This is a genomic window from Agromyces solani (assembly GCF_058349925.1).
In genome coordinates this window covers 1,348,634-1,374,088 of record NZ_JBYRER010000001.1, presented here as the reverse complement: position 1 = coordinate 1,374,088, position 25,455 = coordinate 1,348,634, and the positions used below count along the sequence as shown (strand labels likewise).

The 25,455-nt window shown below is 71.6% G+C and carries 22 protein-coding genes; 4 read left to right on the top strand and 18 right to left on the bottom strand.

Features of this window, described 5'->3' with window-relative positions; translation table 11 throughout:
- Nucleotides 1–9: 9 nt before the first annotated feature.
- From AC3RJ7_RS06285 to AC3RJ7_RS06260, 6 genes are all read right to left on the bottom strand, one after another.
- Nucleotides 10–720 (bottom strand): ABC transporter ATP-binding protein, encoded by a 711-nt coding sequence (locus AC3RJ7_RS06285; protein WP_491454949.1) that lies wholly within the window; start codon nucleotides 718–720, stop codon nucleotides 10–12.
- Nucleotides 717–1,595, bottom strand: a complete 879-nt coding sequence (locus AC3RJ7_RS06280) for an ABC transporter ATP-binding protein (protein WP_491454948.1) — start codon at nucleotides 1,593–1,595, stop codon at nucleotides 717–719. The genes AC3RJ7_RS06285 and AC3RJ7_RS06280 overlap by 4 nt, the downstream gene beginning before the upstream one ends.
- A complete protein-coding gene (locus AC3RJ7_RS06275; RefSeq protein WP_491454947.1) occupies nucleotides 1,592–2,791 on the bottom strand; it encodes a branched-chain amino acid ABC transporter permease in 1,200 nt (399 codons plus the stop codon). The genes AC3RJ7_RS06280 and AC3RJ7_RS06275 overlap by 4 nt, the downstream gene beginning before the upstream one ends.
- Before the next feature lies 1 nt (nucleotide 2,792).
- On the bottom strand, nucleotides 2,793–3,680 hold the full coding sequence (locus AC3RJ7_RS06270; RefSeq protein WP_231432314.1) for a branched-chain amino acid ABC transporter permease: 888 nt from the start codon (nucleotides 3,678–3,680) through the stop codon (nucleotides 2,793–2,795).
- Nucleotides 3,681–3,756: 76 nt separating this feature from the next.
- A complete protein-coding gene (locus tag AC3RJ7_RS06265; protein WP_491454946.1) occupies nucleotides 3,757–4,941 on the bottom strand; it encodes a branched-chain amino acid ABC transporter substrate-binding protein in 1,185 nt (394 codons plus the stop codon).
- Between the two features lie 190 nt (nucleotides 4,942–5,131).
- Complete coding sequence (locus AC3RJ7_RS06260) at nucleotides 5,132–5,794, bottom strand: GntR family transcriptional regulator (RefSeq protein ID WP_491454945.1); 663 nt, start codon at nucleotides 5,792–5,794, stop codon at nucleotides 5,132–5,134.
- A gap of 180 nt (nucleotides 5,795–5,974) precedes the next feature.
- Here AC3RJ7_RS06260 and AC3RJ7_RS06255 point away from each other — a divergent pair, with 180 nt between their 5' ends.
- Nucleotides 5,975–7,120, top strand: coding sequence for a glutamate--cysteine ligase (locus AC3RJ7_RS06255; RefSeq protein ID WP_491454944.1), 1,146 nt, complete (start codon nucleotides 5,975–5,977; stop codon nucleotides 7,118–7,120).
- A gap of 57 nt (nucleotides 7,121–7,177) precedes the next feature.
- Here the strand turns inward: AC3RJ7_RS06255 and ffh are convergent, their stop codons facing one another.
- From ffh to ftsY, 3 genes are all read right to left on the bottom strand, one after another.
- Nucleotides 7,178–8,764 (bottom strand): signal recognition particle protein, encoded by a 1,587-nt coding sequence (gene ffh / locus AC3RJ7_RS06250; RefSeq protein WP_491454943.1) that lies wholly within the window; start codon nucleotides 8,762–8,764, stop codon nucleotides 7,178–7,180.
- A gap of 73 nt (nucleotides 8,765–8,837) precedes the next feature.
- Nucleotides 8,838–9,326, bottom strand: coding sequence for a DUF2004 domain-containing protein (locus AC3RJ7_RS06245; protein WP_491454942.1), 489 nt, complete (start codon nucleotides 9,324–9,326; stop codon nucleotides 8,838–8,840).
- 24 nt (nucleotides 9,327–9,350) lie between these two features.
- Complete coding sequence (ftsY, locus tag AC3RJ7_RS06240) at nucleotides 9,351–10,226, bottom strand: signal recognition particle-docking protein FtsY (RefSeq protein WP_491454941.1); 876 nt, start codon at nucleotides 10,224–10,226, stop codon at nucleotides 9,351–9,353.
- A 127-nt stretch (nucleotides 10,227–10,353) separates the two neighbouring features.
- Here ftsY and AC3RJ7_RS06235 point away from each other — a divergent pair, with 127 nt between their 5' ends.
- Nucleotides 10,354–11,322 carry a TIGR03885 family FMN-dependent LLM class oxidoreductase gene (locus AC3RJ7_RS06235; protein WP_491454940.1) on the top strand — a complete coding sequence of 323 codons (969 nt, stop codon included), beginning with the start codon at nucleotides 10,354–10,356 and terminating at the stop codon, nucleotides 11,320–11,322.
- Complete coding sequence (locus tag AC3RJ7_RS06230; protein WP_491454939.1) at nucleotides 11,319–12,980, top strand: alpha-amylase family protein; 1,662 nt, start codon at nucleotides 11,319–11,321, stop codon at nucleotides 12,978–12,980. The genes AC3RJ7_RS06235 and AC3RJ7_RS06230 overlap by 4 nt, the downstream gene beginning before the upstream one ends.
- 7 nt (nucleotides 12,981–12,987) lie before the next feature.
- Here AC3RJ7_RS06230 and smc read toward each other — a convergent pair whose 3' ends face one another.
- Nucleotides 12,988–16,506, bottom strand: coding sequence for a chromosome segregation protein SMC (gene smc / locus AC3RJ7_RS06225; RefSeq protein ID WP_491454938.1), 3,519 nt, complete (start codon nucleotides 16,504–16,506; stop codon nucleotides 12,988–12,990).
- A 173-nt stretch (nucleotides 16,507–16,679) separates the two neighbouring features.
- Here smc and AC3RJ7_RS06220 point away from each other — a divergent pair, with 173 nt between their 5' ends.
- Nucleotides 16,680–17,747: a GNAT family N-acetyltransferase gene (locus AC3RJ7_RS06220; protein ID WP_491454937.1), complete on the top strand. Its 1,068-nt coding sequence runs from the start codon at nucleotides 16,680–16,682 to the stop codon at nucleotides 17,745–17,747.
- A gap of 6 nt (nucleotides 17,748–17,753) precedes the next feature.
- On the opposite strand, the gene mutM is transcribed toward AC3RJ7_RS06220, so the two are convergent.
- Genes mutM through coaD form a run of 8 tightly spaced genes read right to left on the bottom strand, consistent with a single transcriptional unit; the run spans nucleotide 17,754 to nucleotide 25,404 of the window.
- Entirely contained in the window at nucleotides 17,754–18,662 is a 909-nt protein-coding gene (gene mutM, locus AC3RJ7_RS06215) for a bifunctional DNA-formamidopyrimidine glycosylase/DNA-(apurinic or apyrimidinic site) lyase (RefSeq protein WP_491454936.1), read from the bottom strand.
- Between the two features lies 1 nt (nucleotide 18,663).
- Nucleotides 18,664–19,374, bottom strand: a complete 711-nt coding sequence (gene rnc / locus AC3RJ7_RS06210; protein WP_491455239.1) for a ribonuclease III — start codon at nucleotides 19,372–19,374, stop codon at nucleotides 18,664–18,666.
- A 46-nt stretch (nucleotides 19,375–19,420) separates the two neighbouring features.
- Nucleotides 19,421–19,624 carry a 50S ribosomal protein L32 gene (rpmF, locus tag AC3RJ7_RS06205; RefSeq protein ID WP_022887809.1) on the bottom strand — a complete coding sequence of 68 codons (204 nt, stop codon included), beginning with the start codon at nucleotides 19,622–19,624 and terminating at the stop codon, nucleotides 19,421–19,423.
- Nucleotides 19,625–19,626: 2 nt separating this feature from the next.
- Entirely contained in the window at nucleotides 19,627–20,196 is a 570-nt protein-coding gene (locus tag AC3RJ7_RS06200; protein ID WP_491454935.1) for a YceD family protein, read from the bottom strand.
- 11 nt (nucleotides 20,197–20,207) lie between these two features.
- On the bottom strand, nucleotides 20,208–22,538 hold the full coding sequence (locus AC3RJ7_RS06195) for a transglutaminase TgpA family protein (RefSeq protein ID WP_491454934.1): 2,331 nt from the start codon (nucleotides 22,536–22,538) through the stop codon (nucleotides 20,208–20,210).
- Nucleotides 22,525–23,886, bottom strand: coding sequence for a DUF58 domain-containing protein (locus tag AC3RJ7_RS06190; RefSeq protein WP_491454933.1), 1,362 nt, complete (start codon nucleotides 23,884–23,886; stop codon nucleotides 22,525–22,527). The genes AC3RJ7_RS06195 and AC3RJ7_RS06190 overlap by 14 nt, the downstream gene beginning before the upstream one ends.
- 1 nt (nucleotide 23,887) lies before the next feature.
- Nucleotides 23,888–24,916 carry an AAA family ATPase gene (locus AC3RJ7_RS06185; protein WP_491454932.1) on the bottom strand — a complete coding sequence of 343 codons (1,029 nt, stop codon included), beginning with the start codon at nucleotides 24,914–24,916 and terminating at the stop codon, nucleotides 23,888–23,890.
- Nucleotides 24,913–25,404, bottom strand: coding sequence for a pantetheine-phosphate adenylyltransferase (gene coaD, locus AC3RJ7_RS06180; protein WP_491454931.1), 492 nt, complete (start codon nucleotides 25,402–25,404; stop codon nucleotides 24,913–24,915). The genes AC3RJ7_RS06185 and coaD overlap by 4 nt, the downstream gene beginning before the upstream one ends.
- Nucleotides 25,405–25,455 lie beyond the last annotated feature (51 nt).

Below are 25,455 nucleotides of genomic sequence, written 5' to 3'. Positions count from 1 at the left end.
AGCCCTCGCTCAGGCGCCGAGGTAGGCCTCGACGACGCGCGGATCGGCCGCGAGCTCGGCTGCCGGCCCCGACAGGGTGACGGCGCCGGTCTCGACGACGTACGCGCGATGGGCGATCTTGAGGGCCGCCCTCGCATTCTGCTCGACGAGGAGCACGGTCGTGCCCTGCGCGTTCACCTGCTGGACGATCTCCATCACCTGCTTCACGATGAGCGGCGCGAGCCCCATCGACGGTTCATCGAGCAGCAGCAGCTTCGGTCCGCCGATCAGCGCGCGACCGATCGCCACCATCTGCTGTTCGCCGCCCGAGAGCGTGCCGCCCTGCTGCTTGCGCCGTTCGGCCAGGCGCGGCATGAGCTCGTACACGTCGTCGAGCCGGCTCGCGATCTGCCGCTTGTCGCGCACGGTGTACCCGCCGAGCAGCAGGTTCTCGTGCACCGTCATCGTCGAGAAGATGCGCCGGCCCTCGGGCACGTGGAGCAGCCCGGCCGAAACGATGTTCCACGGCTTCTCGGTGGTGAGGTCGAGGTCGTTCCAGCGGACCGTTCCCGACTTCGGCCGCACGAGGCCCGAGAGCATGTTCATCGTCGTCGACTTGCCGGCGCCGTTGTTGCCGAGGAGGCACACGATCTCGCCCTCGTCGACCGAGAAGCTGAGTCCGCGCAGGGCGTGCACCCGGCCGTAGTAGACGTCGGCCTCGTTCACCTCGAGCACGCTCACGATCGGCCTCCGTCCGCCTCGACGGCGCTCTGCGCGCCGCCTTCCTCCTCGTCGACGCCGAGATACGCCTCGATGACGACGGGGTCGTTCTTGATCTCCTCGGGGGTGCCGTCGGCGATCTCCTTGCCGTAGTTCAGCACGACGATGCGCTCGGCGAGCTCCATGACGAGCCCCATGTCGTGCTCGATGAGCACGACCGCCACGCCCATGTCGCGGATCTTGCGGATGAGCTCCATGAGCGATTGCTTCTCGTTGAAGTTGAGGCCCGCGGCGGGCTCGTCGAGCAGCAGCAGCTTGGGGCTCGTGGCGAGCGCCCGGGCGATCTCGACGCGGCGCTGCTCCCCGTAGGGCAGCTGCGTGACGTAGAGGTTCTCGTCCTCAGCGAAGCCGACGAAGTCGAGCCAGCCGCGCGCCTCCCGGGCGCAGGCCTCTTCGGCCCGGCGGTAGCCGGGCGTGTGCAGGAGCGTCGACCAGAAGCCCTCGCGCAGGTTCGCGTGCATCGCGGTCTTCACGTTGTCGAGCACGCTGAGCTCGCGGAAGAGCCGCAGGTTCTGGAACGTGCGCGCCATCCCCCACTTCGTGACCCGCGAAGGCAGCACCCGGTAGAAGCCGAAGCTCTGCAGCAGGTGGCCGAGCCCGATCCGGCGCCAGAACGCCGGGACCTCGCGAACGATGCGGTTGCCGTCGAACTCGACCGACCCCGACGTCGGCAGGTAGAACGCCGAGATGCAGTTGAACGCACTCGTCTTGCCGGCGCCGTTCGGCCCGATGACGGCGAGGATCTCGCCGGACCGGACCTCGAAGCTCAGGCCGTCGACCGCCTTCACGCCGCCGAACTGCAGGCGCAGGTCGCGGACCTCCAGGAGCGCGCTCACGGCTGCCTCCCCTCCTCGGCGTCGGTCGCGGGCAGGCCGTCTACCGACTCCATCACGCTCGGCGGAACGATGGGTTCGCCGGAGTCGACCGCCGACACCGCCGAGGTGAAGGGCGGCGGCTGCGGCTTCTGGCGCTTCAACCACGGCAGTACCGCGGTCGCCGGCCAGAGGCCCGCCGGGCGGAACAGCATGACGACGACGAGCAGGATGCCGAAGATGAGGTAGCGCCATTCGGCGAAGTCGCGGAGGAGCTCGGGGGCGAGCGAGACGAACAGCGCGCCGATGATGACACCGGGCGTCGAGCCCATGCCGCCGAGCACGACCGCCATGAGGATGAGGGCCGAGTAGAGGAACTGGAAGCTGTTCGGGCTGATCGCCGACAGGTGCGTCGCCATGAGCTGGCCGGCCATGCCGGCCCACACGGCGCCGATGATGTAGGCCGAGATCTTCGCGACGTAGGTGTTGATGCCCATCGCCTCCGCGGCGTCCTCGTCGTCGCGCACGGCCTTCCAGGCGCGGCCGAGCTTGCCCTTGCCGAGCCGGCCCGCGCCGATCACGCCGACCACGACGACCACGAGCGCCACGAAGTAGTAGAAGACCACGTAGCCCGGGAACTCGATGCCGCCGATGGAGAAGCCGTCGTCGAAGCTCCACCCGCCGAACTCCCACGACGGGATGCCGTGGATGCCGCTCGGGCCGCCCGTGATCTCGAGGTTGTTCGCCGTGATGCGGATGATCTCGCCGAACCCGAGCGTGACGATCGCGAGGTAGTCGCTGCGGAGCCGCAGCGTCGGTGCGCCGATGATGATGCCGGCGAGCACGCAGGCGCAGACCGTCGCGATGAGCGCGAGCCACATCGGGAAGCCGAGCACCGTCGTGAAGATGCCCGAGACGTAGGCGCCGACCGCGAAGAACGCGATGTAGCCGAGGTCGAGCAGTCCCGCGAAGCCGACGACGACGTTGAGCCCCATGCAGAGCATGACGTAGATGAGGGCGCTCGTCGCGATCGACATCGTGTACCGCGAGGCGTCGACGAAGGGCAGTACGAGGAGCAGGAGCACGGCGAGGCCGCCGAGCATCCGGAGGAAGCCGGTCTGCGACGTGAACACGCCGCGCGGCGCGCGCGGGCGGTCGAAGAGCGGCGAGGGCGCGCGCAGCGGCGCGTGCTTGAGCGCCAGGTCGAGTCTGCCGGCCATGTCACATCCTCTCGACGACGCGGGCGCCGAGGAGCCCGGTGGGTTTGAAGGTCAGGAACAGGATGAGGAACGCGAACGAGAACACGTCGCGCCACTCGCCGCCGAACCATGCGGCGCCGAACGACTCGAGGAGGCCGAGCAGGAGGCCCCCGAGCATGGCGCCGTAGAGGTTGCCGATGCCGCCGATGACCGCGGCCGTGAACGCCTTGAGCCCGATGATGAAGCCCATCAGGAAGTCGATCGAGCCGTAGTACGCGCCGGCCATGACACCGGCGGCGCCCGCGAGGGCGGAACCGATGAAGAAGACCGTCGCGATGACCCGGTTGACGTTCACGCCCATGAGCTGGGCGCCCTGCGGGTCGAGGGCGATCGCGCGCATCGCACGACCCTGGCTCGTGCGCTCGACGATGTGCGCGAGCACGAGCATGAGCACGGCGGCGATGACCACGAGCACGAGCTGCGAGGCGGTGATGCGCATGCCGAGCACGTCGAACCCGGTCGAGGCGAGCCGGATGGGGAACGCCTCGGGATTCGGGCCGAACAGCTGGCGCACGCCGTACTCGAGCGTGAACGAGACGCCGATCGCGGTGATGAGCACCGCGAGCCGCGGACTGTTCCGCAGCGGACGGTACGCGATCCGTTCGATGCCGACGCCGATGAGGCCGGTGGTCACCATCGAGAGCAGCATGATGACGAGCAGCAGCGGGATCGAGGTCTCGTTCGAGATGCCGAAGGCCGAGAGGGTGAAGAACCCGACGAAGGCGCCGAGCATGTAGATGTCGCCGTGCGCGAAGTTCAGCAGCTTGATGATCCCGTAGACCATGCTGTAGCCGAGCGCGACGAGGGCGTAGAACGAGCCGACGATGAGCCCGTTCCAGATGAGTTGCATCACGACAGCGGTGTCCTTTCCGCCGGGGCCTGGGGGTTCGAGGCGGGGCGGGGGCGTACGCCCCCGCCCCGGTGACTCAACCCTGCAGGTCGTCCTCGAGCACGAAGGCGCCCGTGGCCGGGTCGATCGCGACGATGACGAAGCCGCCGCCCGAGAGGGTGTGGTCGTCGGTGAACGTCAGCGGCCCGGCGAACGTGTCGAAGTCCTCGAGGCCCTCGAGGCCCGCGACGACCTCGTCGAAGTCGGTCGACCCGGCGTCCTCCATCGCCTGCGCGATGACGCGCACGGCGTCGTACGACTGCGTGGAGTACGGGCCCGGGGCGGCGCCGGCGAGCTCGGTGTAGTCGGCGATCCACTGGTCGGCGCCCTCGATCATGTCGGGCGTCTGGGTGAACGTGCCGACGATGCCCTCGGTGTAGCCCTCGCCCGCGATCTCGGCGAGCTTGGCGTCGACCGAACCGTCGCCGACGAGGAAGACGCCGTCGTAGCCCGCGTCCTTCGCCTGGCGGGCGATGAGACCGCCCTCCTGGTAGTAGCCGGTCCAGTAGACGAGGTCGGGCTGCTCGTCGGCGAGCTGGGTCGCGACGGCCGAGTAGTCGTTCTCGCCCGGGGTGATGGTCGCCTCGAAGGCGACGTCGAGTCCGGCGTCGGTCGACTGCTCGACGAAGGATGCCGCGAGGTCGGCGGAGTAGGCGGTCGCGTCGTCGATCGCGGCGACGGACTGGGCGCCGATCTTCTCGGAGTACGCGACGGCCGCCGCCGCCTGCTGCGTGCCGGTGCCGTTGATGAGGAAGACGCCCGGCAGGCCCTGCTCGACGAGCTCGTTCGAGTTCGCGGCGGGGATGACCATGGGGATGCCGGCCTCGTCGAAGATCGGCATCGTCGGGAGCGTCGCACCCGAGCAGTAGCCGCCGACCGAGGCGGTGATGCCCTCGGTCACGAGCTTGTTGGCGCCGGCGACCGCCGTGGTGGCGTCGCAGGCGTCGTCTTCGACGACGAGCTCGAGGTCGCGGCCGAGGACACCGCCGTCGGCGTTGATCTCGTTCACGGCCAGCTGCGCGCCGTTCTGCATGTAGTCGCCGAACGCCGACTCGCTGCCCGAGAACGGGGCGAGCATGCCCAGCTTGATCGGGCCGTCGTCGGAGCCTCCGTCGTCGCCTCCGCCGCCGAGGCCGCCGGAGCAGCCGGCGGTGGCGATCACGAGGCTCGCCGCGGCGGCGAACTGCAGGAGGCGCGTGCGGCGCCGTGGAGCGTGGAACATGGGGACTCTCCTCGTCTGCGTCTTTGCATGACCTCGGGCTCGCGTCGCTTGGTGCCACGCCGCCGAGCGGTACGTGACATATTACTCATGATCGGCCGTCCTGCAAATCGCCCCGCGGAACCGACACGGCAGCCGACGACGGCGACGCCGGGGCATCCCGCCGCTGGCACGGCCGGCCGCGAGGGACGCGCTACTCGTCGCGGCCGCTCCAGAGCCCGGCGACGTGCCCGATGTGGCGTCGCATGAGCTGCTCGGCGGCCTCGCCGTCGCCCGCGACGAGCAGCCGCACGAGCTCGGCGTGCTCGAGCGACGACGCCGCGAGCGCGTCGGTCTCCGCCAGGTGCACGAGGCCGACGAGCCGAGTCTGCTGGCGCAGCTCGCGCACGAGCCGCACGAGATGCCGGTTGCCCGTCAGCTCGAGCAGGGTGAGGTGGAACGTCGTGTCGGCCTCGAGGTAGTCCTCGAAGCGGCCCTCGCGCCCGGCCCGCACGATCTCGTCGGCGAGGCCCTCGAGCCGCTCGACCGTCTCGCCGGGCAGCTTGCCGGCGAGGCCCCGCATGGGTGGCGCCTCGAGCAGCACGCGCACCTCGCGGAGCTCCCGGAGCTCGTCCTGCGAAACCTCGGTCACCCGGAACCCGCGGTTGCGGATGGGGCTCAGGAACCCGCGGCGCGCGAGGTTCAGCATCGCCTCGCGCACGGGCGTGGCGCTCACGCCGAACTCGTTCGCGAGGGTCGGCACGGTGAGCACCGTGCCGGGCGCGAACTCGCCCGCGACGATGCGCGACGACAGGGTACGCTCGACCTGCTCCCGGAGGCTCTGCACCTCGAGCAGGCGAATGGGCTCGGGAGTCATCGTCCACCGCTCGCGTGATACATCATGTGGCACATCGTATGCCAACTGGGTCCTCGCGGCGCGGATTCGCGACCGAGCGACCATCGCGTCACGCGGCGTCGCACCCGCCGTCGGCGCACCGGCTCGTGTCATGATTGCCGCACGGGACGGGTCCGGCGACCCGCCCGAGAAGGGCCGCCCATGTCGATCGAGTTCGCCCGGTCCCCGCGATCGACCGTCGGCCTCGAGTGGGAGATCGCGATCGTCGACCGCGCCACGGGCGAGCTCGCCTCGGTCGGCGACCGGGTGCTCGCGATGCTCGACGCGATCAGCCCCGGCGGGCGGCACCCGTTCATCACCTCCGAGCTGCTCACCAACACCGTCGAACTCGTCTCGAGCGTCCACGCGACGGTCGCCGCGGCGGTCGCGGACCTCGAGCACCAGCTCGCCGAGGTGCGCGCCGTCGTGGAGGAACTCGGCGACTACGACCTCATCTGCGCCGGATCGCACCCGTACAGCCAGTGGTACGACCAGCACCTCACCGACAAGCCCCGGTACCACAAGCTCATCGAGCGCACCCGCTGGTGGGGCCGCAACATGATGATCTGGGGCGTGCACGTGCACGTCGGCGTCGAGGACCGCGACAAGGCGCTGCCGATCCTCGACGGCCTGCTGACCTACCTGCCGCACCTGCAGGCGCTCAGTGCCTCGAGCCCGTACTGGGCCGGCGTCGAGACCGGCTACGCGTCGAATCGGGCGCTCATGTTCCAGCAGCTGCCGACCGCCGGCCTGCCGTACCGGCTCGACGACTGGGCCGCGTACGAGCGGTTCGTCGACGACCTGCAGCGCACGGGCGTCATCGAGGACCACAGCGAGGTCCGCTGGGACATCCGCCCGTCGCCGCGGTGGGGCACGATCGAGGTGCGCGTCTGCGACGGCGTCTCGACCGCGCGCGAGCTCGGCGCGATCGGCGCGCTCGTCCAGTGCCTCGTCGAATGGATGTCGACCCGCCTCGATCACGGCGAGCCGCTCGAGGTGCTGCAGCCCTGGTACACGCGCGAGAACAAGTGGCGCGCCGCCCGCTACGGCCTCGAGGCCGTCGTCATCACGGATGCCTCGGGCTCGGAGCGGCCCGTCTCGGCGGACCTGCTCGACCTCGTCGAGGTGCTGGCACCCGTCGCCGAGCGCCTCGGCTGCTCGGCCGAGCTCGCCGAGGTCGGCCACATGGTCGCGGCCGGAGCGAGTGCCCAGCGTCAGGTGCATGTCGCCGAGGCATCCGGCGGCGACCTGCGTGCCGTCGTCGCCCACCTCGCGCAGGAACTGCGCGAGGGCATGGACGGCGACTGACCGGCTGCACGGCGCGGCCGCGCGCGGCCGTCGGCCGCGACGAGCGCCGCTCGACGGCTACCGGCCGCCGAGGAGCTTCTGCATCGCGGCCAGGTCCTGCTCGCTCGGCTGGCCCTTGGCCGCACCGCCGCCGAGCCCGAAGCCCGAACCCGTCGGCGCGCCGCCCTGGCCCGCGGGCGTGACGCCCGAGGCGATCGCCGCGTTCTCGGCCGCGCGCTTGGCGGGGTTGCCCGAGCGCGAACCGCCCGACTTCTTCTTGTTCTTGGCCGCCTGGCGCTTGCCGCCGCCGTAGCCGCCGGCGCCCGGGATCGGACCCATGCCGGGGATCTGCGGCACGCCGCCGCGGGCGACGGTCTTCATCATCTTCGCGGCCTGCTCGAAGCGCTGCACGAGCTGGTTCACGTCGGTGACGGTCATGCCCGAGCCCTTCGCGATGCGCAGGCGCCGCGAGCCGTTCAGGAGCTTCGTGTTCTTGCGCTCGGCCGGGGTCATCGACTGGATGATCGCCTCGGTGCGCACGATCTCGCGCTCGTCGAAGTTCTCGAGCTGCTGCTTCATGCCGCCCGCGCCGGGCAGCATGCCCAGCATCTTCTTGATCGAGCCGGCGCCGCGCAGCTGCTGCATCTGCGCGAGGAAGTCGTCGAGGGTGAACTGCTCCTTCGCGAGCTTCTCGGCGACCTTGAGCGCCTCCTCTTCGTCGAAGGCCTGCTGGGCCTGCTCGATGAGCGTGAGGATGTCGCCGAGGTCGAGGATGCGGCTCGCCATGCGGTCGGGGTGGAACGGCTCGAAGTCGTCGAGGCCCTCGCCGGTCGACGCGAAGATGATCGGGCGGCCGGTCACCGAGGCGACCGAGAGCGCTGCGCCGCCGCGCGCGTCGCCGTCGAGCTTGGAGAGCACGACGCCCGTGAAGTCCACGCCCTCCTGGAAGGCCTTCGCCGTGGCGACCGCGTCCTGACCGATCATCGCGTCGATGACGAAGAGCACCTCGTCGGGGTCGGTCGCCTTGCGGATGTTCGACGCCTGCTTCATCATCTCGGCGTCGACGCCGAGGCGGCCCGCGGTGTCGATGATGACGACGTCGTGCTGGGCGCGACGCGCCTCGGCCACGCCGTCCTTCGCGACCTTCACCGGGTCGCCGACGCCGTTGCCCGGCTCGGGCGCGTACACCGGCACGCCGGCCTGCGAACCGACCACCTGGAGCTGGTTCACGGCGTTCGGGCGCTGCAGGTCGCTCGCCACGAGCAGCGGCGTGTGCCCGTCTTTCGCGAGGTGCTTCGCGAGCTTGCCCGCGAGGGTCGTCTTGCCGGCGCCCTGGAGGCCCGCGAGCATGATCACCGTCGGCGGGTTCTTCGCGAACTGCAGGCGGCGCTGCTGCCCGCCGAGGATCGCGACGAGCTCTTCGTTGACGATCTGCACGACCTGCTGCGCCGGGTTCAGCGCCTTGTTGACCTCATCGCTCAGGGCGCGCTCGCGCACGTGCGCGGTGAACTGCTTGACCACGTCGAGCGAGACGTCGGCGTCGAGCAGCGCGCGACGGATCTCGCGGACGGTGCCGTCGACGTCGGACGCGGAGAGCTTGCCCTTGGTGCGGAGGTTCTTGAAGGTCTCGGCGAGGCGGTCAGACAGGTTTCCGAAGGTAGCCATGGTGCCTTCGATTCTAGGCGAGTCCGGATGCCTCCCCGCTGCGCGGGTCGATGCCGCCCCGACGACGACGCGTTCAGCCCTCGAATCGCACGTCGACGATCTCGCGCTCGAGGTCGATCGCGGCGATGAGGCGTTCGTCGGTGTCCTCGGGCGCGAGGGCGTATTCGAACTCGGCGAACGCATCGCCCGGCTCGTCGGCGTCGGGCCGCAGGTCGACCCGCACGAGGCTCATCGACCGGAGCGCGTCGACCTGGCGGTCGCCCGACTCCCGGCCGATCGCGGCCTCGACGTCGTCGGCCTGCTCGAGCTCGGGGTCGAGCACCGTGTCGAGGTAGCGCACGATCGGCGAGCCCTTCGTGTCGAGCTGGCTCACGAACGCCTGTCGCAGCTCGTCGTCGATGAGCTCGAGCTCGCCGACCATCGCCGACGCGACGTCGAGCGCGGCGATCGACACGAGTTCGGCGTCCGCGTCGAGGACGACCTCGACGCGCTGGTCGGCGTACTCGAACGTCTCCGACCAGTAGTCGCCGACGAGTCCGAAGTAGTCGTGTTCGATCGACATGGGGCTCCCCTCCCGAGTCCTGCGCTATCCGACGAGCTTCTGGGCGAACACGTGCGGCGTGAAGCCGGTGAGGTCGCCGATGCCCTCGCCCTGCCCGATGAGCTTGATCGGCAGGCCGGTCTTCTCCTGCACGGCGAGCACGAAGCCGCCCTTGGCCGAGCCGTCGAGCTTCGTGAGCACGAGCCCGGTCACTCCCCCGTGCTCGATGAACGCCTCGGCCTGCGCGAGCCCGTTCTGGCCGGTGGTCGCGTCGAGCACGAGCAGCACCTCGCTGATCGGCGCCTGCTTCTCGACGACGCGCTTGATCTTCCCGAGCTCGTCCATGAGCCCGCCCTTCGTGTGCAGCCGTCCAGCCGTGTCGATGATCACGATCTCGGTGCCGTCCTGCTTGGCCTTGTCGACCGTCTGGAACGCGACCGACGCCGGGTCCTGCCCCTCGCGCTCCGGCCGCACGATGCCGACGCCGGCCCGGTCGGCCCACGTCGCGAGCTGGTCGACCGCCGCCGCGCGGAACGTGTCGGCCGCGCCGACCACGACCGAGCGGTCGTAGCTGCGCAGGAAGCGCGCGAACTTGCCGATGGTGGTCGTCTTGCCGACGCCGTTGACGCCGACCACGAGCACGACCGCGGGCCGCTCGGTGAGCTTCAGCGTCGGGTCGTACTTCGCGAGCCGCTCCTCGACGAGCTCGCGCAGCATGCGCTGCACGTCCTTCGGGTCGGTCGTCTTGAACCGCTCGACCTGCGCCCTGATCCGGTCGACGATCTCCTCGGTGACGGCCGGGCCGAAGTCGGCCGTGATGAGCGCCGCCTCGAGGTCGTCCCACGTGTCCTCGTCGATCGTCTTCGCCCCGAAGATGCCACGCAGGGCGTTGCCGAGCGACCATGAAGCGCGTTCTGCCATGCCTCCAGCCTAGGCGAGCGACTTCCGCCCGGGCGCGCAGGATCGTCGCACGCGAACGCACCCACGGCAAGGGGGTTGTCGGGATCCTCGGACGGGGCGAGCGTCGAGGTGGACGGAAGGAGTTCGCATGACCGTCGTGGGCTTCCACGCCTCGCACGAGCAGATCGCCCCGGCGCGCCTGCTCCGCGCGGTGCAACGCGCCGAAGAGGCCGGCTTCGACGCCGCGATGTGCTCGGACCATCTCGAACCGTGGAGCGTCCGGCAGGGCGAGTCCGGGTTCGCCTGGAGCTGGCTCGGCTCGGCGCTGCAGGCGACCCGGCTGCCGTTGGGCGTCGTCACGGCGCCCGGCCAGCGCTACCATCCGGCCATCACGGCGCAGGCCGTCGCGACGATCGAGTCGATGTACCCGGGACGGTTCTGGGCCGCGCTCGGCAGCGGCGAAGCACTCAACGAGCACGTCACCGGCGACCCGTTCCCGCCGAAGGAGGTCCGCGACGCACGGCTGCGCGACGCGGTCGACGCGATCCGCGGGCTCCTCCGCGGCGAGGAGGTCAGCGCCGACGACCTCGTGCACCTGGACCGCGCCCGGGTGTGGAGCCTTCCGGCCGTCCCGCCGCCCCTCTTCACCGCCGCGGTCAGCCCCGAGACGGCGCGCGACGGCGCCGCCTGGGCGGACGGCCTCATCACGGTCGACCAGTCCCGCGAGGCGATCCGGGCGGTCGTCGACGCCTATCGCGACGCCGGCGGAGACGGGCCGGTCGCGGTGCAGGTGCATCTCAGCTGGGCTCCGACGCACGACGAGGCCCTCGCGATCGCCCACGACCAGTGGCGCACCGGCGTGCTGCCCGGCCCGCTCGTCTGGGAGCTCGATCGCCCCGAGGCGTTCGACGCCGCCACGGCCGATGCCTCCGCCGAGGACGTCGCCCGCACCGTCCAGGTCTCGAGCGACCCGTCGCATCACCTCGAGCGACTCGTCGAGCTCGTCGGCCTCGGCGTCGACCGGATATACCTGCATCACGTCGGCGTCGAGCAGGACGCGTTCATCGACGTGTTCGGCGAGCGCGTCGTGCCGGCGCTGCAGGAGGCGGGCCGATGAGGGTCACCGACCGCAGCGACCTCTGGTGGAAGACCGCCGTCGTCTACTGCCTCGACGTCGAGACGTACATGGACTGGAACGACGACGGCTCGGGCGACTTCGAGGGGCTCGCGCACCGACTCGACCACCTCGCCGAACTGGGCGTCACGTGCATCTGGCTGATGCCGTTCCAGCCGACGCCCGACCGCGACGACGGCTACGACATCACCGACTTCCTCGGCGTCGATCCTCGGCTCGGCTCGCTCGGCGACGTCGCGGAGTTCACGCGCACGGCCCGCGACCGCGGCATGCGCGTGATCATCGACTTCGTCATGAACCACACCTCGGAGCGGCATCCGTGGTTCACGGCCGCCCGCCGCAGCCGCACCTCGCCCTTCCGCGACTGGTACGTGTGGCGCGACGATCCGCCCGAGCAGGCGAACACCGTCTTCCCCGGCGAGGAGCAGTCGGTCTGGGAGTTCGACGAGCGCACCGACCAGTACTACCTGCACAGCTTCTACCGGCACCAGCCCGACCTGAACATCGCCAACCCGGCCGTCCGAGACGAGATCGCGCGCACGCTGGGGTTCTGGCTCGAGCTCGGGATCTCGGGGTTCCGCGTCGACGCGGTGCCCTTCCTCATCGAGCCGCCGGAGGGCGTCGACATCGGCGATCCGCACGAGTTCCTCCGCGACCTCCGCCGATTCCTGCAGCGCCGATCGAGCGAAGCGGTGCTCCTCGGGGAGGTGAACCTGCCGTACGCCGAGCAGCTCGACTTCTTCGGCCGCACCGGCGACGCGGCCGAGCTCACCCTGCAGTTCGACTTCCTCGGCATGCAGGCGCTCTACCTCTCGCTGGCGCGCGAGGACGCCCGGCCGCTCGCCGAGTCGCTGGCGAAGCGCCCGAAGCTCGAGCCGGAGGCGCAATGGGCGAACTTCGTGCGCAACCACGACGAGCTCACACTCGACAAGCTCTCCGAATCCGAGCGTCAGGAGGTGTTCGACTCGTTCGCGCCCGAGGAATGGATGCGCGTCTACGACCGGGGCATCGTGCGCCGGCTGCCGACGATGCTCGACGGCGATCCGCGCCGCATCCGGCTCGTCTACAGCCTGCTCTTCTCGCTCCCAGGCACGCCCGTGCTGTTCTACGGCGAGGAGATCGGGATGGGCGAGAACGGCGAGCAGGAGGGCCGGCAGGCGGTGCGGACCCCCATGCAGTGGACCGACGAGCGCAACGGCGGATTCTCGCGCGCGAGGCCGTCGCGGCTCGCGGCGCAGCCGCCGGGCGACGGGTACTCCCCCGAGCACGTGAACGTCGAGGCGCAGATGCACGACGCCGATTCGCTCCTCTCGTTCATCAAGCGACTCGCGACCCGGTACCGCAGCTCGCCGGAGATCGGGTGGGGCGAGCTCGACGTGCTGCCGACCGGTGCGGACCAGGTGCTCGCCCACCGGATCACCGCCGACGTGGGTCGGTTCGTCGCCGTCCACAACTTCGCGCCGAGCCCGGTGCTCGTGCCGCTCGAACTCGGCCCGGTCTCGCCCGACTCCGTGCTGTCCGACCTCTTCGCCCCGGACACCTTCCCGCTCGACGAGCGCGGCCGCATCGAGGTGCATCTCGACGCGTACGGCTACCGCTGGTTCCGGATCGTCGAGCCCGACGACCGGCGACTCACCTGAGCCCGGGTCAGCTCGCCCGCGCCTCGCGGTCCTCGCGCACGCGCTGGCCGACGACCGCCGAGACGCCGTCCTGGCGCATCGAGACGCCGTAGAGCGCGTCGGCGATCTCCATCGTGCGCTTCTGATGCGTGATCACGATGAGCTGCGACGAGTCGCGCAGGTCCTCGAAGGTCGTGAGCAGGCGCCCGAGGTTCGCATCGTCGAGGGCGGCCTCGACCTCGTCCATGATGTAGAACGGGCTGGGGCGCGCCTTGAAGATCGCCATGAGCAGCGCGACCGCGGCGAGCGAGCGCTCGCCGCCCGAGAGCAGCGAGAGCCGCTCGATCTTCTTGCCGGCGGGCTTGACGCTCACCTCGATGCCCGTCGTCAGCATGTCGTCGGGGTTCGTGAGCGTGATGCTGCCGGTGCCGCCGGGGAAGAGCACGGGGAACACCTCGGCGAAGGCGGCCTTCGTGTCGTCGAACGCGCTTCGGAAGATCGACTCCATCTTGCCGTCGATCTCCTCGATGATCGTCAGCAGGTCCTTGCGGGTGTTCGCGAGGTCGGTGAGCTGCTCGCTCAGGAACTGGTGGCGTTGTTCGAGGGCGGCGAACTCCTCGAGGGCGAGCGGGTTGACCCGCCCGAGCTGGGCGAACTTGCGCTCGGCGGCGGCGAGGCGGCGCTGCTGCTCCTCACGACGGAACGGCACGGCGTCGCCGTCCTCCGTCTCGGCGGGAACCGGCTGCTCGGGGCCGTACTCGTCGACGAGCACGTGCTCGTCGAGCCCGAGCTCCGACTCGGCGCGTTCGAGGAGCCCGGTGACGTGCAGCTTCTTCTCGTAGATGCGCAGCTCGAGACCGTGCACGTCGTCGGTGACGGCGTGCAGGCGTTCGCGTACCGCCGTCTCCTCGCGGCGCACGGCCTGCAGCTCCTCGTTGCGACTCGAGCGCTCGGCCTCCGCCCGACCGAGGGCGACGCGCGCCTCGGCCACGGAGGCGTCGACCGACGCGAGCGCGGGCGGCAGCGCCGCGGCGACGCGCCGGGCGGCTCGGAGCTGCGCCCGACGGATCACCGCACGGCGGGCCGCTTCCTCGGCCGCGCGACGCTCCTGGTCGAACTGCGCCTCCATGGCGCGGATCCGCGCCTCCTCCGCGCGCACGCGCTCCTTCGCGGTCTCGAGCTTGAGCTTCGCCTCGACTTCGGCCTCGCGGGATGCCTCGACTGCGGCGAGCGCCCCGTCGCGCACCGAGACGTCGAGCACGGGACGGGGCACGGCCCGGGCGGCCTCGAGCGCGGCCTTCGCCTCGTCGGCGGCGGCCTCGGCGTCGGCCACCCGCTCCGCGGCGTTCGCGGCGGCCGCCTGGAGGCGCTCGGACTCGGCCTCGGCCGCCTCGGCCTGCACGCGTGCCCGGTTGAGCCGCTCGGTGCGCTGGGCCAGCTGGGCGTCGAACTCGCGCAACGCCGCGAGCGCGCGCTTGGACTGCTCCTTCGCCTGCTCGACGAGGCGACGCTGCTCGGCGAGCTCGGCACGGCTGCGCTCGATCTCGCCGCGCACCTCGTCGAGCCGCGCGGCCGCGCGATCGCGCTCGGCGATGAGCTCGATGCGGCTCTGCGTGCGTCCCGATCCGCCGCGCACGACGAAGCGGCCGATGACGGTGCCGTCGCGCGTGATGACGGTGGCCGGGCGGTCGGCCGATGCGAGCGCGGCCTCCGCCGCACGGGCGGCCGCGAGGTCGTCGGCGATGAGCACCTCGGCGAGGAGCCCGCGGACACCCGCGGGCGCGGTCACGACCGATGCGGCCGGGGTGAGGCCGTCGACGACCAGCGCGTCGTCCGCGGCCCGGCCCGGCTCGGCGAGCGCGAGCGCGACGCGGCCCATCTCGGCCTGCCCGGCGCGGTCGAGCGCCCGGTAGGCGGCATCGCGGTCGTCGACGAGCACCGCGTCGGCGAGCGAGCCGAGCGCGGCGGCGATCGCGGCTTCGAAGCCGGGTTCGACCTGCATCGCCTCGGCGAGCAGGCCTCGCACACCGGCGACGCCCGCGGCCACGAGCGCGGCCGAGCCGTCCTTCTGGTCGAGCGCGAGCGAGAGCGCCTGGGTGCGGGCGCCGAGGGCCCCCTGTTCGCGCTCCCGTCCGTGCAGCTCCTCGCGGATGCGCTCGATCTCGGCCTCCGCTTCGAACACGGCGGCCTGGGCGAGCTCGTAGGCCTCGTCGAGGTCGGTCTCGGCCGACTCCTCGACGCCGGCCGCCGCCTCGGCCTCGGCGAGCGCCTCCGCGGCCGCGGCACGACGACCGGCCGACGCCTCGAGCGCGTTCGCGTGGCGGAGCACCTCGCCGCGCACGGCGGCGAGCTTCGAGCCGGCCGAGTCGGCCTGGCCGGAGAGCTTCGAGAGCTCGAGGTCGTAGGCCGACACCTGCGCCGACTGCCGGGCGATCTCCTGGTCGACGGCGTCGAGTTCGGCCCGGCGGCGCTGCGTCGCCTCGTGCGCGTCGTCGAGCGAGGATGCCGCAGCGCCGATGCCGTCGCGGAGGCCCCCGAGCTCGGCGATCGCGGCGTCGATCATCTCGCGGGTGACGCTCGGCGAGGCATCCGCGTCGTCGGATGCGCCCTCGAGGAGGGCGATGCGCTGGCGGGCGAGCGAATCGAGCGAGCGGAGCCTCGCCTGCGCCTGCTCGAGGGCGAAGCTCGTCGAACGGGCGCGATCGACGTCGTCGCCGACCTGCGCCTGCTCGAGTGCGGTCACCTTCATCTGGTGCTGCTCGAGGCGCTCCTGCAGGACGAGGCGCTCGGCGTGCCGCTCGTGCTCGCTCTTCCCGTGCTCGTCGAGGGCGCGGCGGAGGCCGACGACCTCGTCGGCGAGCAGGCGCGCCTTCGCGTCGCGCACGACCGCCGCGATCGTGGCCGCCTCGCGCGCGACCTCGGCCTGCCGGCCGAGCGGCTTCAGCTGTCGCCGGATCTCGCCCGCGAGATCGGAGAGCCGGGTGAGGTTCGTCTGCATCGCGTCGAGCTTGCGGAGCGTCTTCTCCTTGCGGCGCCGGTGCTTGAGGATGCCCGCGGCCTCCTCGATGAAGCCGCGCCGGTCCTCGGGCGTCGCGCGCAGCACCTGGTCGAGCTGTCCCTGTCCGACGATGACGTGCATCTCACGGCCGAGGCCCGAGTCGCTGAGCAGCTCCTGCACGTCGAGCAGTCGGCACTGGTCGCCGTTGATGGCGTACTCGCTCGTGCCGTTGCGGAAGAGGGTGCGCGAGATCGTGACCTCGGTGTACTCGATCGGCAGCGCGCCGTCGGTGTTGTCGATCGTGAGGCTCACCTCGGCGCGGCCGAGCGGGCCGCGGGTCGACGTGCCCGCGAAGATGACGTCCTCCATCTTGCCGCCGCGGAGGGTCTTCGCGCCCTGCTCGCCCATCACCCAGGCGAGCGCGTCGACGACGTTCGACTTGCCCGAGCCGTTCGGGCCGACGATGCACGTGACGCCGGGTTCGAAGGCGAAGGTCGTCGGCTGTGCGAAGGACTTGAAGCCCTTGAGCGTCAGGCTCTTCAGGTACACGTCCCACCCTCTCCTGCTCGCGAGAACGCTGCCGACTACGGTAGCCGAGGTTCGGCGCCGAACCGCGCACGCGCGCCGCGCTTCGGAGATCGCCCCTTGCCGCCGCCGGGAGGGATCGATAGTCTGATCCGCTGCCCGTGCCCGGCAGCACCCTGAGGAAGAGGAGCCGGCTCGTGTCCGTCGAGATCCGTCCCGTCACGATCCCCGGTGCGCTCGGCACGACCGAGTCGGCCGAGTTCGAGCGCGTCGTCGACCTCGCCACCGCGTGCGAGATCGAGCGATGGGGCGACGACCGCTTCGCCGACACGGCGGCCGAACTGCTCGCCCTGTACCGCGACGAGTACCTCCCGCGCCTGGTCTTCGCCGCGTGGGACGGCGACCGCTGCGTGGGCCGCGCGACCGCGTGGTGGGAGGCCGACCCCGCCGCGGTGCGCGGCGACATCGTCGTCGAGGTCGTCCCCGATCACCGCCGGGCCGGGATCGGTTCCGCGCTCCTCGCGCGCGCCGAGGCGGTCCTCAGCGACCTCGGTCGCGACGTGTTCGGGATGTTCGTCGATCTGCCGATCGCGGTGGCCGAGGGCCCGGGTGAGCGTCTGCACGCACCGCAGGGCGACGCCTCGATCCCGGTGGACCTGCCCGGGGTGCGATTCGCACTGCGCCACGGCTACACGCTCGCCCAGCTCGAGCGGCAGAGCGGGCTGACCGTCACGGGTCGCCTCGGGGAGTTCCGCGACGCCTCCGAGCGGCGCGAGGCCGAGGCATCCCCGTATCGGCTCGTCGGCTGGATCGACCGCGCGCCGGACGACCTGGTCGACAGCTACGCGGCCGCCCGAGCCCGCATGGTGCTCGACGTGCCGGCCGGCGGGCTGACGCTCGACGAGGAGGTCTGGGATGCCGCGCGCGTGCGCGCCCACGAGGATCGCGCCCTCGACGGCGGGCGGAGGTTGCTCGTGCAGGCCGCGCTCGCACCCGACGGCGGGGTCGCAGGCTACACCGAGCTCGAGCTGCCGCCCGGCAAGACCGTCGCCTATCAGTCCGACACGCTCGTCGTCGCCGCCCATCGCGGGCACGGCCTCGGCATGCGCGTGAAGCTCGCGAACCTCGTCCGGCTCGCCGAGCTCGCCCCCGAGCGCACCGACGTCTACACCTGGAACGCCGACGAGAACGAGCACATGCTCGCGATCAACATCGCGCTCGGCTTCGAGCTCCGCGGCCTCTCGGCGGAGTGGCAACGCGGGTGATGCGCGTCACCGACGCCGCTGGCACCTCGGGCAGCGGTGCGACGAGCGATTCATGAAGGGCTCGCGCACCATCGCCGTGCCGCACCTCGGGCAGGGCTCGCCCGACCGCCCGTACGCGTTCAGCGAGTGCTCGAAGTAGCCCGAGGCGCCGTTCACGTTGACGTACTGGGCGTCGAAGCTCGTGCCGCCCTCGGTGAGCGCCCGCCCGAGCACGTCGCGCACGGCGCCGAGCAGCTCGCGGACGCGCCGGGCACTGAGCGAGGCGGCCGGCTGCTCGGGGTGCAGGCGCACCGCCCACAGGGACTCGTCGGCGTAGATGTTGCCGATGCCGCTCACCACGCCCTGATCGAGCAGCACCCGCTTGACGCCGGTGCCGCGGCGGGCGAGCTGCGCGGCGAACCGCGCGTCGGAGAACGCCGGGTCGAGGGGGTCGCGGGCGATGTGGGCGACCTGGCTCGGGATGCTCCGTGCCCATTCGCCCGTCTCGTCCGCCGAGAAGCCGCCGAGCCCGCCGTCGGCGGTGGGCAGCATGCGGTCGACCGCCAGCGAGCCGAAGATGCGCTGGTCGACGAAGTCGACGCGGAGCTCGCCGTGCGCGGGATGATCGAGATGGAGGCGCACACGCGCGTGCCGGTCGTCGCCCGGATGGTCGGGTGTGCGGAGCAGCATCTGCCCGCTCATGCCGAGATGGCCCACGATCGCGCGCTCGTCATCGATCGGCAGCCAGAGGAACTTGCCGCGCCGCACCGCCGCGGCGACGCGCGCGCCCGTGACGAGTCGCTCGAAGTCGCCGAGGAGCGGGTCGTGCCGCTTCAGCGATCGCCGGTCGAGCACCTCGACGGCGACGACGGTCGCGCCCGTGACCGCGGGCGCGAGACCTGCGCGGACGACCTCGACCTCGGGGAGTTCGGGCAACTCAGGCCGCGCCGTTGATCAGCGTCCAGGCCTCGAGTGCGGCGGCCATCTCGGCCTGCTTCTTGCTCGAGCCCTCGCCCGACGCCTGCACGAGCTCGCCGACCGTGACGGTCGCGACGAAGTGCTTGTTGTGATCGGGACCCGACTCGGCGACCGAGTACGACGGTGCCGGCGCACCGCGGCGGGCCGCGATCTCCTGCAGGCTCGTCTTGGGGTCCATCGCCGCGCCGAAGCGCTCGGGGTCTTGCATGAGGGGCGTGATGAGTCGCAGCACCAGCTCGGTCGCGGCGTCGCCGCCGGCGTCGAGATAGACCGCGCCGATGATCGCCTCGACGGTGTCGGCGAGGATCGACGGCTTGTCGGCGCCGCCCGTCATGGTCTCGCCGCGCCCCAGCCGGATGTACGAGCCGACACCGATGGTGCGTCCGACCTCGGCGAGCGCGACACTCGACACGAGGCTGGCGCGCCGCTTCGCGAGCTCGCCCTCATCGAGGTCGGGGTGGTCCCTGAAGAGCCTGACCGTGACGGCCTGCCCGAGGATCGAGTCGCCGAGGAACTCGAGGCGCTCGTTCGTCGGGATGCCGCCGTTCTCGTACGCGAACGACCGGTGCGTGAGCGCGAGCAGAAGCAGGGAGGGATCGATGTCGACCTGCAGCGTTCGCTGCAGTTCGTCGAGCGTACGATCCTCGAGCGCGGTGCGCTCGCCTCCCATGCGTTCCGTTCGCGTCACGACCGGTCGTCGGTACGTTCCGGGCCGACTAGACGTCGGCGACCTTGCGGCCCTTGTACTCGAGGAAGAGCGGCGTGCCCGCCGAGTCCTCGACGACCTTCGCACGGTGCGGAAGGCTGTAGGTGACCTTGCCGTTCTCGACGGTCTTGACGAGCGTGGGGACCTCGGCCTTCCACTGCGAACGGCGCGCGTGGGTGTTGGCGCGTGACTTCTTCCGCTTGGGAACAGCCATGACTATCTCTCTTCTCTCTGCTGATCGGCGCCGGACGACGCATCCGGACCGTTGTCTTCGGAAGCCTGGAACCCCGCGAGCGCGGCCCAGCGAGGATCGCTGTGCTCAGGGGTGACGAGTTCCGGATGATCGGCCAGTCGGAGCCCGGTCTCTGGGTCGAGACCCGGGCAATCCGGTCGGCACACCGGCTGGAACGGCAGTGCCAGCACTACCGCATCTCGGATGAGTGGTTCAAGATCCACGTGGTCGTCTTGAACCTCATACTCGATGGCTTCCCCGCCATGATACCCGAAGAGTTCTTGGAACTCGACTCGGACGGGCAGGGCGATGTCGGTCAGGCACCGCCCGCACTCGCCCTCGGCGGTCGCGTCGACCTCGGCGGTGACGAGGATGCCCTCGTGCACCGATTCGAGCCGGACGTCGAGTTCGACCTCCGATCCGGCGCCGACGGCGACGAGACCCTCGCCGTACTGCTCGGGCGCGGGGACGGTGATGAGCTCCTCGCGCATCTCGCCGGGACGATTGATGAGATCGCGCACGTTCACGCTGAACGGCGACTGCTTGATGGCCACGAACGACGATTCTACGCGCCGGAGGCAGGGCGTTCGCCGAAGGCCGGGCGGGCGCGGTCGATGAGCGAACGGGGCACGAGCACCGCCCGGTAGCGCTCCGCCAGCGGCTCGCCCACCGCGAGCGCGGAGCGTGCCGTCGAGAGGGCGGCGGTCAGCCGTGCAGTGGATGCCTCGTCGGCGTGTCGCGTCGGACCGTAGCGCTCGCGCTCCACGGCATCGCGGAGGACGACCAGCGCGGCCGCCGCCTCCGGTGCGGCGAATCCCTCGCACCCGGAGAGGTGCGCGGCCGCGCCGCGCGGCGTCGCGGTCGCCTCGAGCCGGATCCCGAGGTCGCGGGCGCTCGAGAGCAGCTCGTCCCACGCCGCGTCCGCCGGCCGCTCTCCGCGCCGGATGCGTCGCAGCCGGCTCGAGCGCTGCACGGCCCGCAACGCGGCCGGTGCGGCGAGCACCGCCGCCACGAGGAGGACGATGACCCCGCCGCGCAGCCACCAGTCGTCGCCGCCGACCGTGCCGCCCGCGGAGGCGCCGAGGCCGCGATCGGGGTCGAGCTCGGGCCGGCCGCTCGCCGGCCCGGTCGAGGCGCCCGCCGTCGGCGACGGGGTCGCGCCCGCGTCGCCGGCGCCCGGCCGAGAGTAGTCGGGTACGCTCCCCCGGCCCGGCGTCGGCTCGAACGACACCCAGCCGATGCCCTCGAAGTACAGTTCGGGCCATGCATGGAGGTCGTGCGAGTCGACCTCGACCCGCTGCACGCCGCCGACCCGCTCCTGGGTCGCGGTGCCCGCCGTGTACCCGACCGAGATCCTCGACGGGATGCCCGCCTCGCGGGCGAGCACCGCCATCGTCGAGGCGAAGTGCACGCAGTAGCCCGACTTGCTCTCGAGGAACTTCGCGATGACCTCGAAGCCGCCGCCGTCGTAGCCCTCGTCGACCGGCGCCTCGGTCGAGTACTCGAAGTCGTCGGACCGCAGGAACGACTGGATGGCCACCGCGGCGTCGTACGGCGTCGCGGCGCTGCCCGCCACCGCGGCGGCGGTTTCGGGGATGACCGGCGGCACGTCCTCGGGCAGGGCGAGGTACCGCTCGAACTCGGGATCGCCGACGACGCCCGAGGAGCGCAACTGCGCGGCCGTCGGCTCCCGCTCGAGCCACGTCGCGCGATACCGCTGGCCGCCGGTGTCGGCGTCCACGCTGCGCACGGTCAGCGCGCCCGGATCCCAGAACCAGGATCCGCTCAGTCCCTCGACGCTCCGGGTCGGGTACGGCAGGGGCAGCCACGTCGTGCGCACCTCGTCGACGACGATCTCGATCGGGTGCTCCTTGGCGGCGACGTCCTCGTCGAGCCCGTCGGGCAGCGGCATGGCATCGACGGTGTTGTCCGCATCGACGCGCGACTCGGTCACGCCCCAGGCGGCGCCCTCGAACCGGTCGAGCGTGAGCAGGGTGAAGTACGGGCGATCGTTGTCGCGGGCGAAGTAGTGGAACGCCGGACGGGGCTCCGGGCGGCGCAGGTCGCGCCCGAGGTCGATGAACGGGCTCACCCCGCGGCCGAAGATCACGCCCTGCGAGCCGGTGCCGAGCAGGAGGCTCGTGGAGATGCTCGGCGTCGAAGCGGCGAGCACGGACGCGACGAGGATGCCGACGGTGGTCAGCCCGAGCGTGGTCGCGAGGCCCGATGCGACGGGCACCCGCGCCGGCGGCACGACGGTCGCGGCGCGGTCGTCGTCACCGGCGCCCGCGAGGTTCGCGCGGCGACGCACCCGGACGTCGACGCGGAGCAGCAGGAGATAGGCCGCGGCCGAGAAGACGAGCGCGGGCACCTCGGCGCCCGTCTCGATGATGAACCCCGGGATGAGGATCGGCACGAGCGCCGGGGCCGCGGCGAGCGCGGGCATCCGCACGGTCTGCACGAGCACGTCGACGCACACGGCGAGCACCCCGACGCCGAGCGCGAGCACGAACGAGAGGGCCGGAACGGGGATCGCCGGGACGGCCTGCTGCTGGATGGTCCGCTGGGCGCCGTCGAACAGGTCCGCGAAGAGCGGGAAGGTGTCGGCCGTCGGCACGATGAGCGCGAAGCTCGTGGAACCGCCGAAGACGAGGGTGAGCAGGAGCAGGAGCACGACGAGTTCGCCGAACGGCACGAGGGACCCGGGCACCCGCAGGGCCCTGAGCCCCGCACCGCCGAACATCGTGCCCGCGGCGATGAACGCGCACAACCACCACCAGCCGCTCCCCGCGATGAGCGGGCCGAGCGCCATCGATGCGACGGCGACGAGCAGGAACGACGCCGCCGTCAGCGCCAGCCGCTGCGGTCGGCTGAGCGGTCGGTCATCGGGATGCATCGCGCTCGCCCCCGACCGCGCCGGTGATCGCGTCGGCCTTCACCGCGATGCCCGCCCAGGCGTCGCCGATCGAGGCGGGACGGCGCACGCGCACGACCCGCCAGTCGGCCTCGTCGAGCGACTCCACGAGCCTCGGCGCAACGGCCTCCGAGACGAAGGCGATCGCGGGCTCGAGGGTCTGGCGGAGCCCGACGAGAGCCGCGACATCCCGTTCGTCGGGCTCGACGAGCACCGCGATTCCGGGCATCCGCGCTTCGCGCGCGCGCACCCCGTGGTCGCCGCCGCCACGCGGAGTGCGCGCCTGCGCGTCGTCGCGCTGCGCGATCTCGAGGCGGGCGAGGTCTTCGAGGAGCAGGCGGTCGCCGCCCGGCATCCGGTACGGGCCGGGCGCCGCCGCGTTCGCGATCGATCCCCGCGACAGGTCGCCGACGGGGTCGCAGCGAACCCGGAAGCCCCGATCGAGCAGGTGCACGCCGACGGACGCGACGACCTCGACGCCGAGCTCGAAGCCGGCGTGTCCCTGTTCGGGCACGGCATGGGCGAACGCCCCGGTGCGGGGCCGGCCCGCGAGGGTCGTGTCGACGAGGATGCGCACCTCGGGGTCGCCGCGCTGCTCCTCCTCGCGGACCATGAGCTCCCCTCGGCGCGCCGTGGCCGCCCAGTTCACCCGCCGCATCGGATCGCCGTAGCGGTACTCGCGGGCGATCAACTCGTCGGAGTTCGGGTGCGTGCGACGCTGCAGGCCGTGCAGGACGCCGTCGACGCTCGCCGCCGACCCGAGGGCGTGTTCGAGTGGGGTCACGCGCGGCGTGACGACGACCTCGTGTCGCGCACCCGCGTCGCGGTCGATGCGTGCGAGCGCGAACGGATCGAAGACGCCCACTCGGAGCGGACCGATGCCGTACACCCCGCGCCGGGGCAGTCTCAGCCGGTACTCGAGGCGCACGGTGTCGTCACCGGAGGGCAGCACGGCCTCGTACGGCCCGACGGCCGGGAGCACGGCCTCCGGCGGCGCGTCGAGACCCTCGGGCACCCGGTCGCGCCAGTGCGCCCCGTCGAACGCGCGCCGGCCCCGATTGCGCACGGTGATCGCGACGCTCGCCCCCGAGCCGGCGCTGACGACGGGAGGGGTGAACGTGCGCGTGACGCCGAGCCGCGGCGATCGCACCGTCACGAACAGCGCCGCCACCGCGGGCATGGCGATCCCCACGAAGGCGAGGAGCATGATGTCCCGCAGGTCGAACCACAACGAGATGGCGAGGAGCACCACGCCGACGACGAGCAGCGCGCCGCCGCGCCGGGTCAGCCGCGGCCAGGCGGCGGCTCGTGGAAGGCGCGGGCGCTTCATCTCAGTTCCTTCGTGCGCTGCCCACCGGAACCGGCGTCTCCCCCACGATCCGGCGGACGATGGCGTCGATGAGCGGCCCGGCGTCGCGATCGTGCGCCCCGAGGGCGCGGCTCGTCGGCACGAGCCGGTGCGCGAGCACCGGGACGGCGAGCGCGTCGATGTCGTCGGGCAGCACGAAGTCGCGGCCGTGCATGGCCGCGTGCGCCTTGGCCGCGCGGACGAGCTGCAGCGTCGCCCGCGGACTCGCGCCGAGCCGCAGCTGCCGGTCGTCGCGGGTCGCGCGCGCGAGGTCGACCGCGTACTCCTTGACCGGCTGCGAGGTGAAGACGTGCTGCACCGCCTCGATCATCGCGCGCAGCTCGTCGAGCGAGACGACGGGTGCGAGGTCGTCGAGCGGGCTCCTCGTCTCGCGCGTCGAGAGCATCGCGAGTTCGTCGGCCGACGCCGGGTAGCCCATCGAGATGCGGGCCATGAACCGGTCGCGCTGCGCCTCGGGCAGCGGATACGTGCCCTCCATCTCGACGGGGTTCTGCGTCGCGACGACGGTGAACGGCGCGTCGAGCCGATAGGTGGTGCCGTCGGCGGTGACCTGCCGCTCCTCCATGCACTCGAGGAGTGCTGACTGCGTCTTCGGGCTCGCCCGGTTGATCTCGTCGCCGATCACGAGGTTCGCGAAGACGGGCCCGCGCTTGAACTCGAATCGACGGCTCGACTGGTCGAACACCGAGACGCCGGTGACGTCGCTCGGCAGCAGGTCGGGAGTGAACTGGATGCGGTTGATGGTCGCATCGACCGATCGGGCGAGCGCCTTGGCGAGCATGGTCTTGCCGACGCCCGGCACGTCCTCGATGAGGAGATGCCCCTCTGCCAGCAGCACGGTGAGGGCGGAGGTCACAGCCTCGCGCTTGCCCGCGATGACCGTCTCGACGTTCGCGACGATGCCCGCGGCGAGGGCGCCGACCTCGTCGATGCCCATGGTCGCAGGGCCGGCAGTCTCCGACCCGCCCGACACCGCGACCGCCTCGCTCATGGCGTCATCGCCGTCTCGAGGTAGTCGGCGACGACGGTCGGCACGTAGGGTGCGACGTCCCCGCCGAGCGACGCGACCTGACGGACGAGCGAACTCGACACGTGGGCGTTCGCCGGGTCGGGAAGGAGGAAGACCGTCTCGACGCCGGCGAGGTGTCGGTTCACGATGGCCATCGGCGTCTCGTACGCGACGTCGACCTGGGACCGGATGCCCTTCACGAGCACGGTCGCCCCGACGTCGGTGCAGTAGTCGACGAGGAGGCCCATGCTCCACGAGGCGACGACGATGCGGCCCTCGATGCCGGCGTCGGCGATCGACTGCTCGATGAGCGAGACCCGCTGCGCGATCGGCAGCAGCGCCGACTTGTCGGGGTTGTGGACGACGACGACGTGCAGCTCGTCGTAGAGACCCGCCGCCCTGGCGATCACGTCGAGGTGGCCGCGCGTGACGGGGTCGAACGATCCTGGGACGACGGCGATCCGCTGCATACGCAACAGCGTAGTGTCTCCGAGGAGCACCGCGGCGCCTCCGTGAGAGTC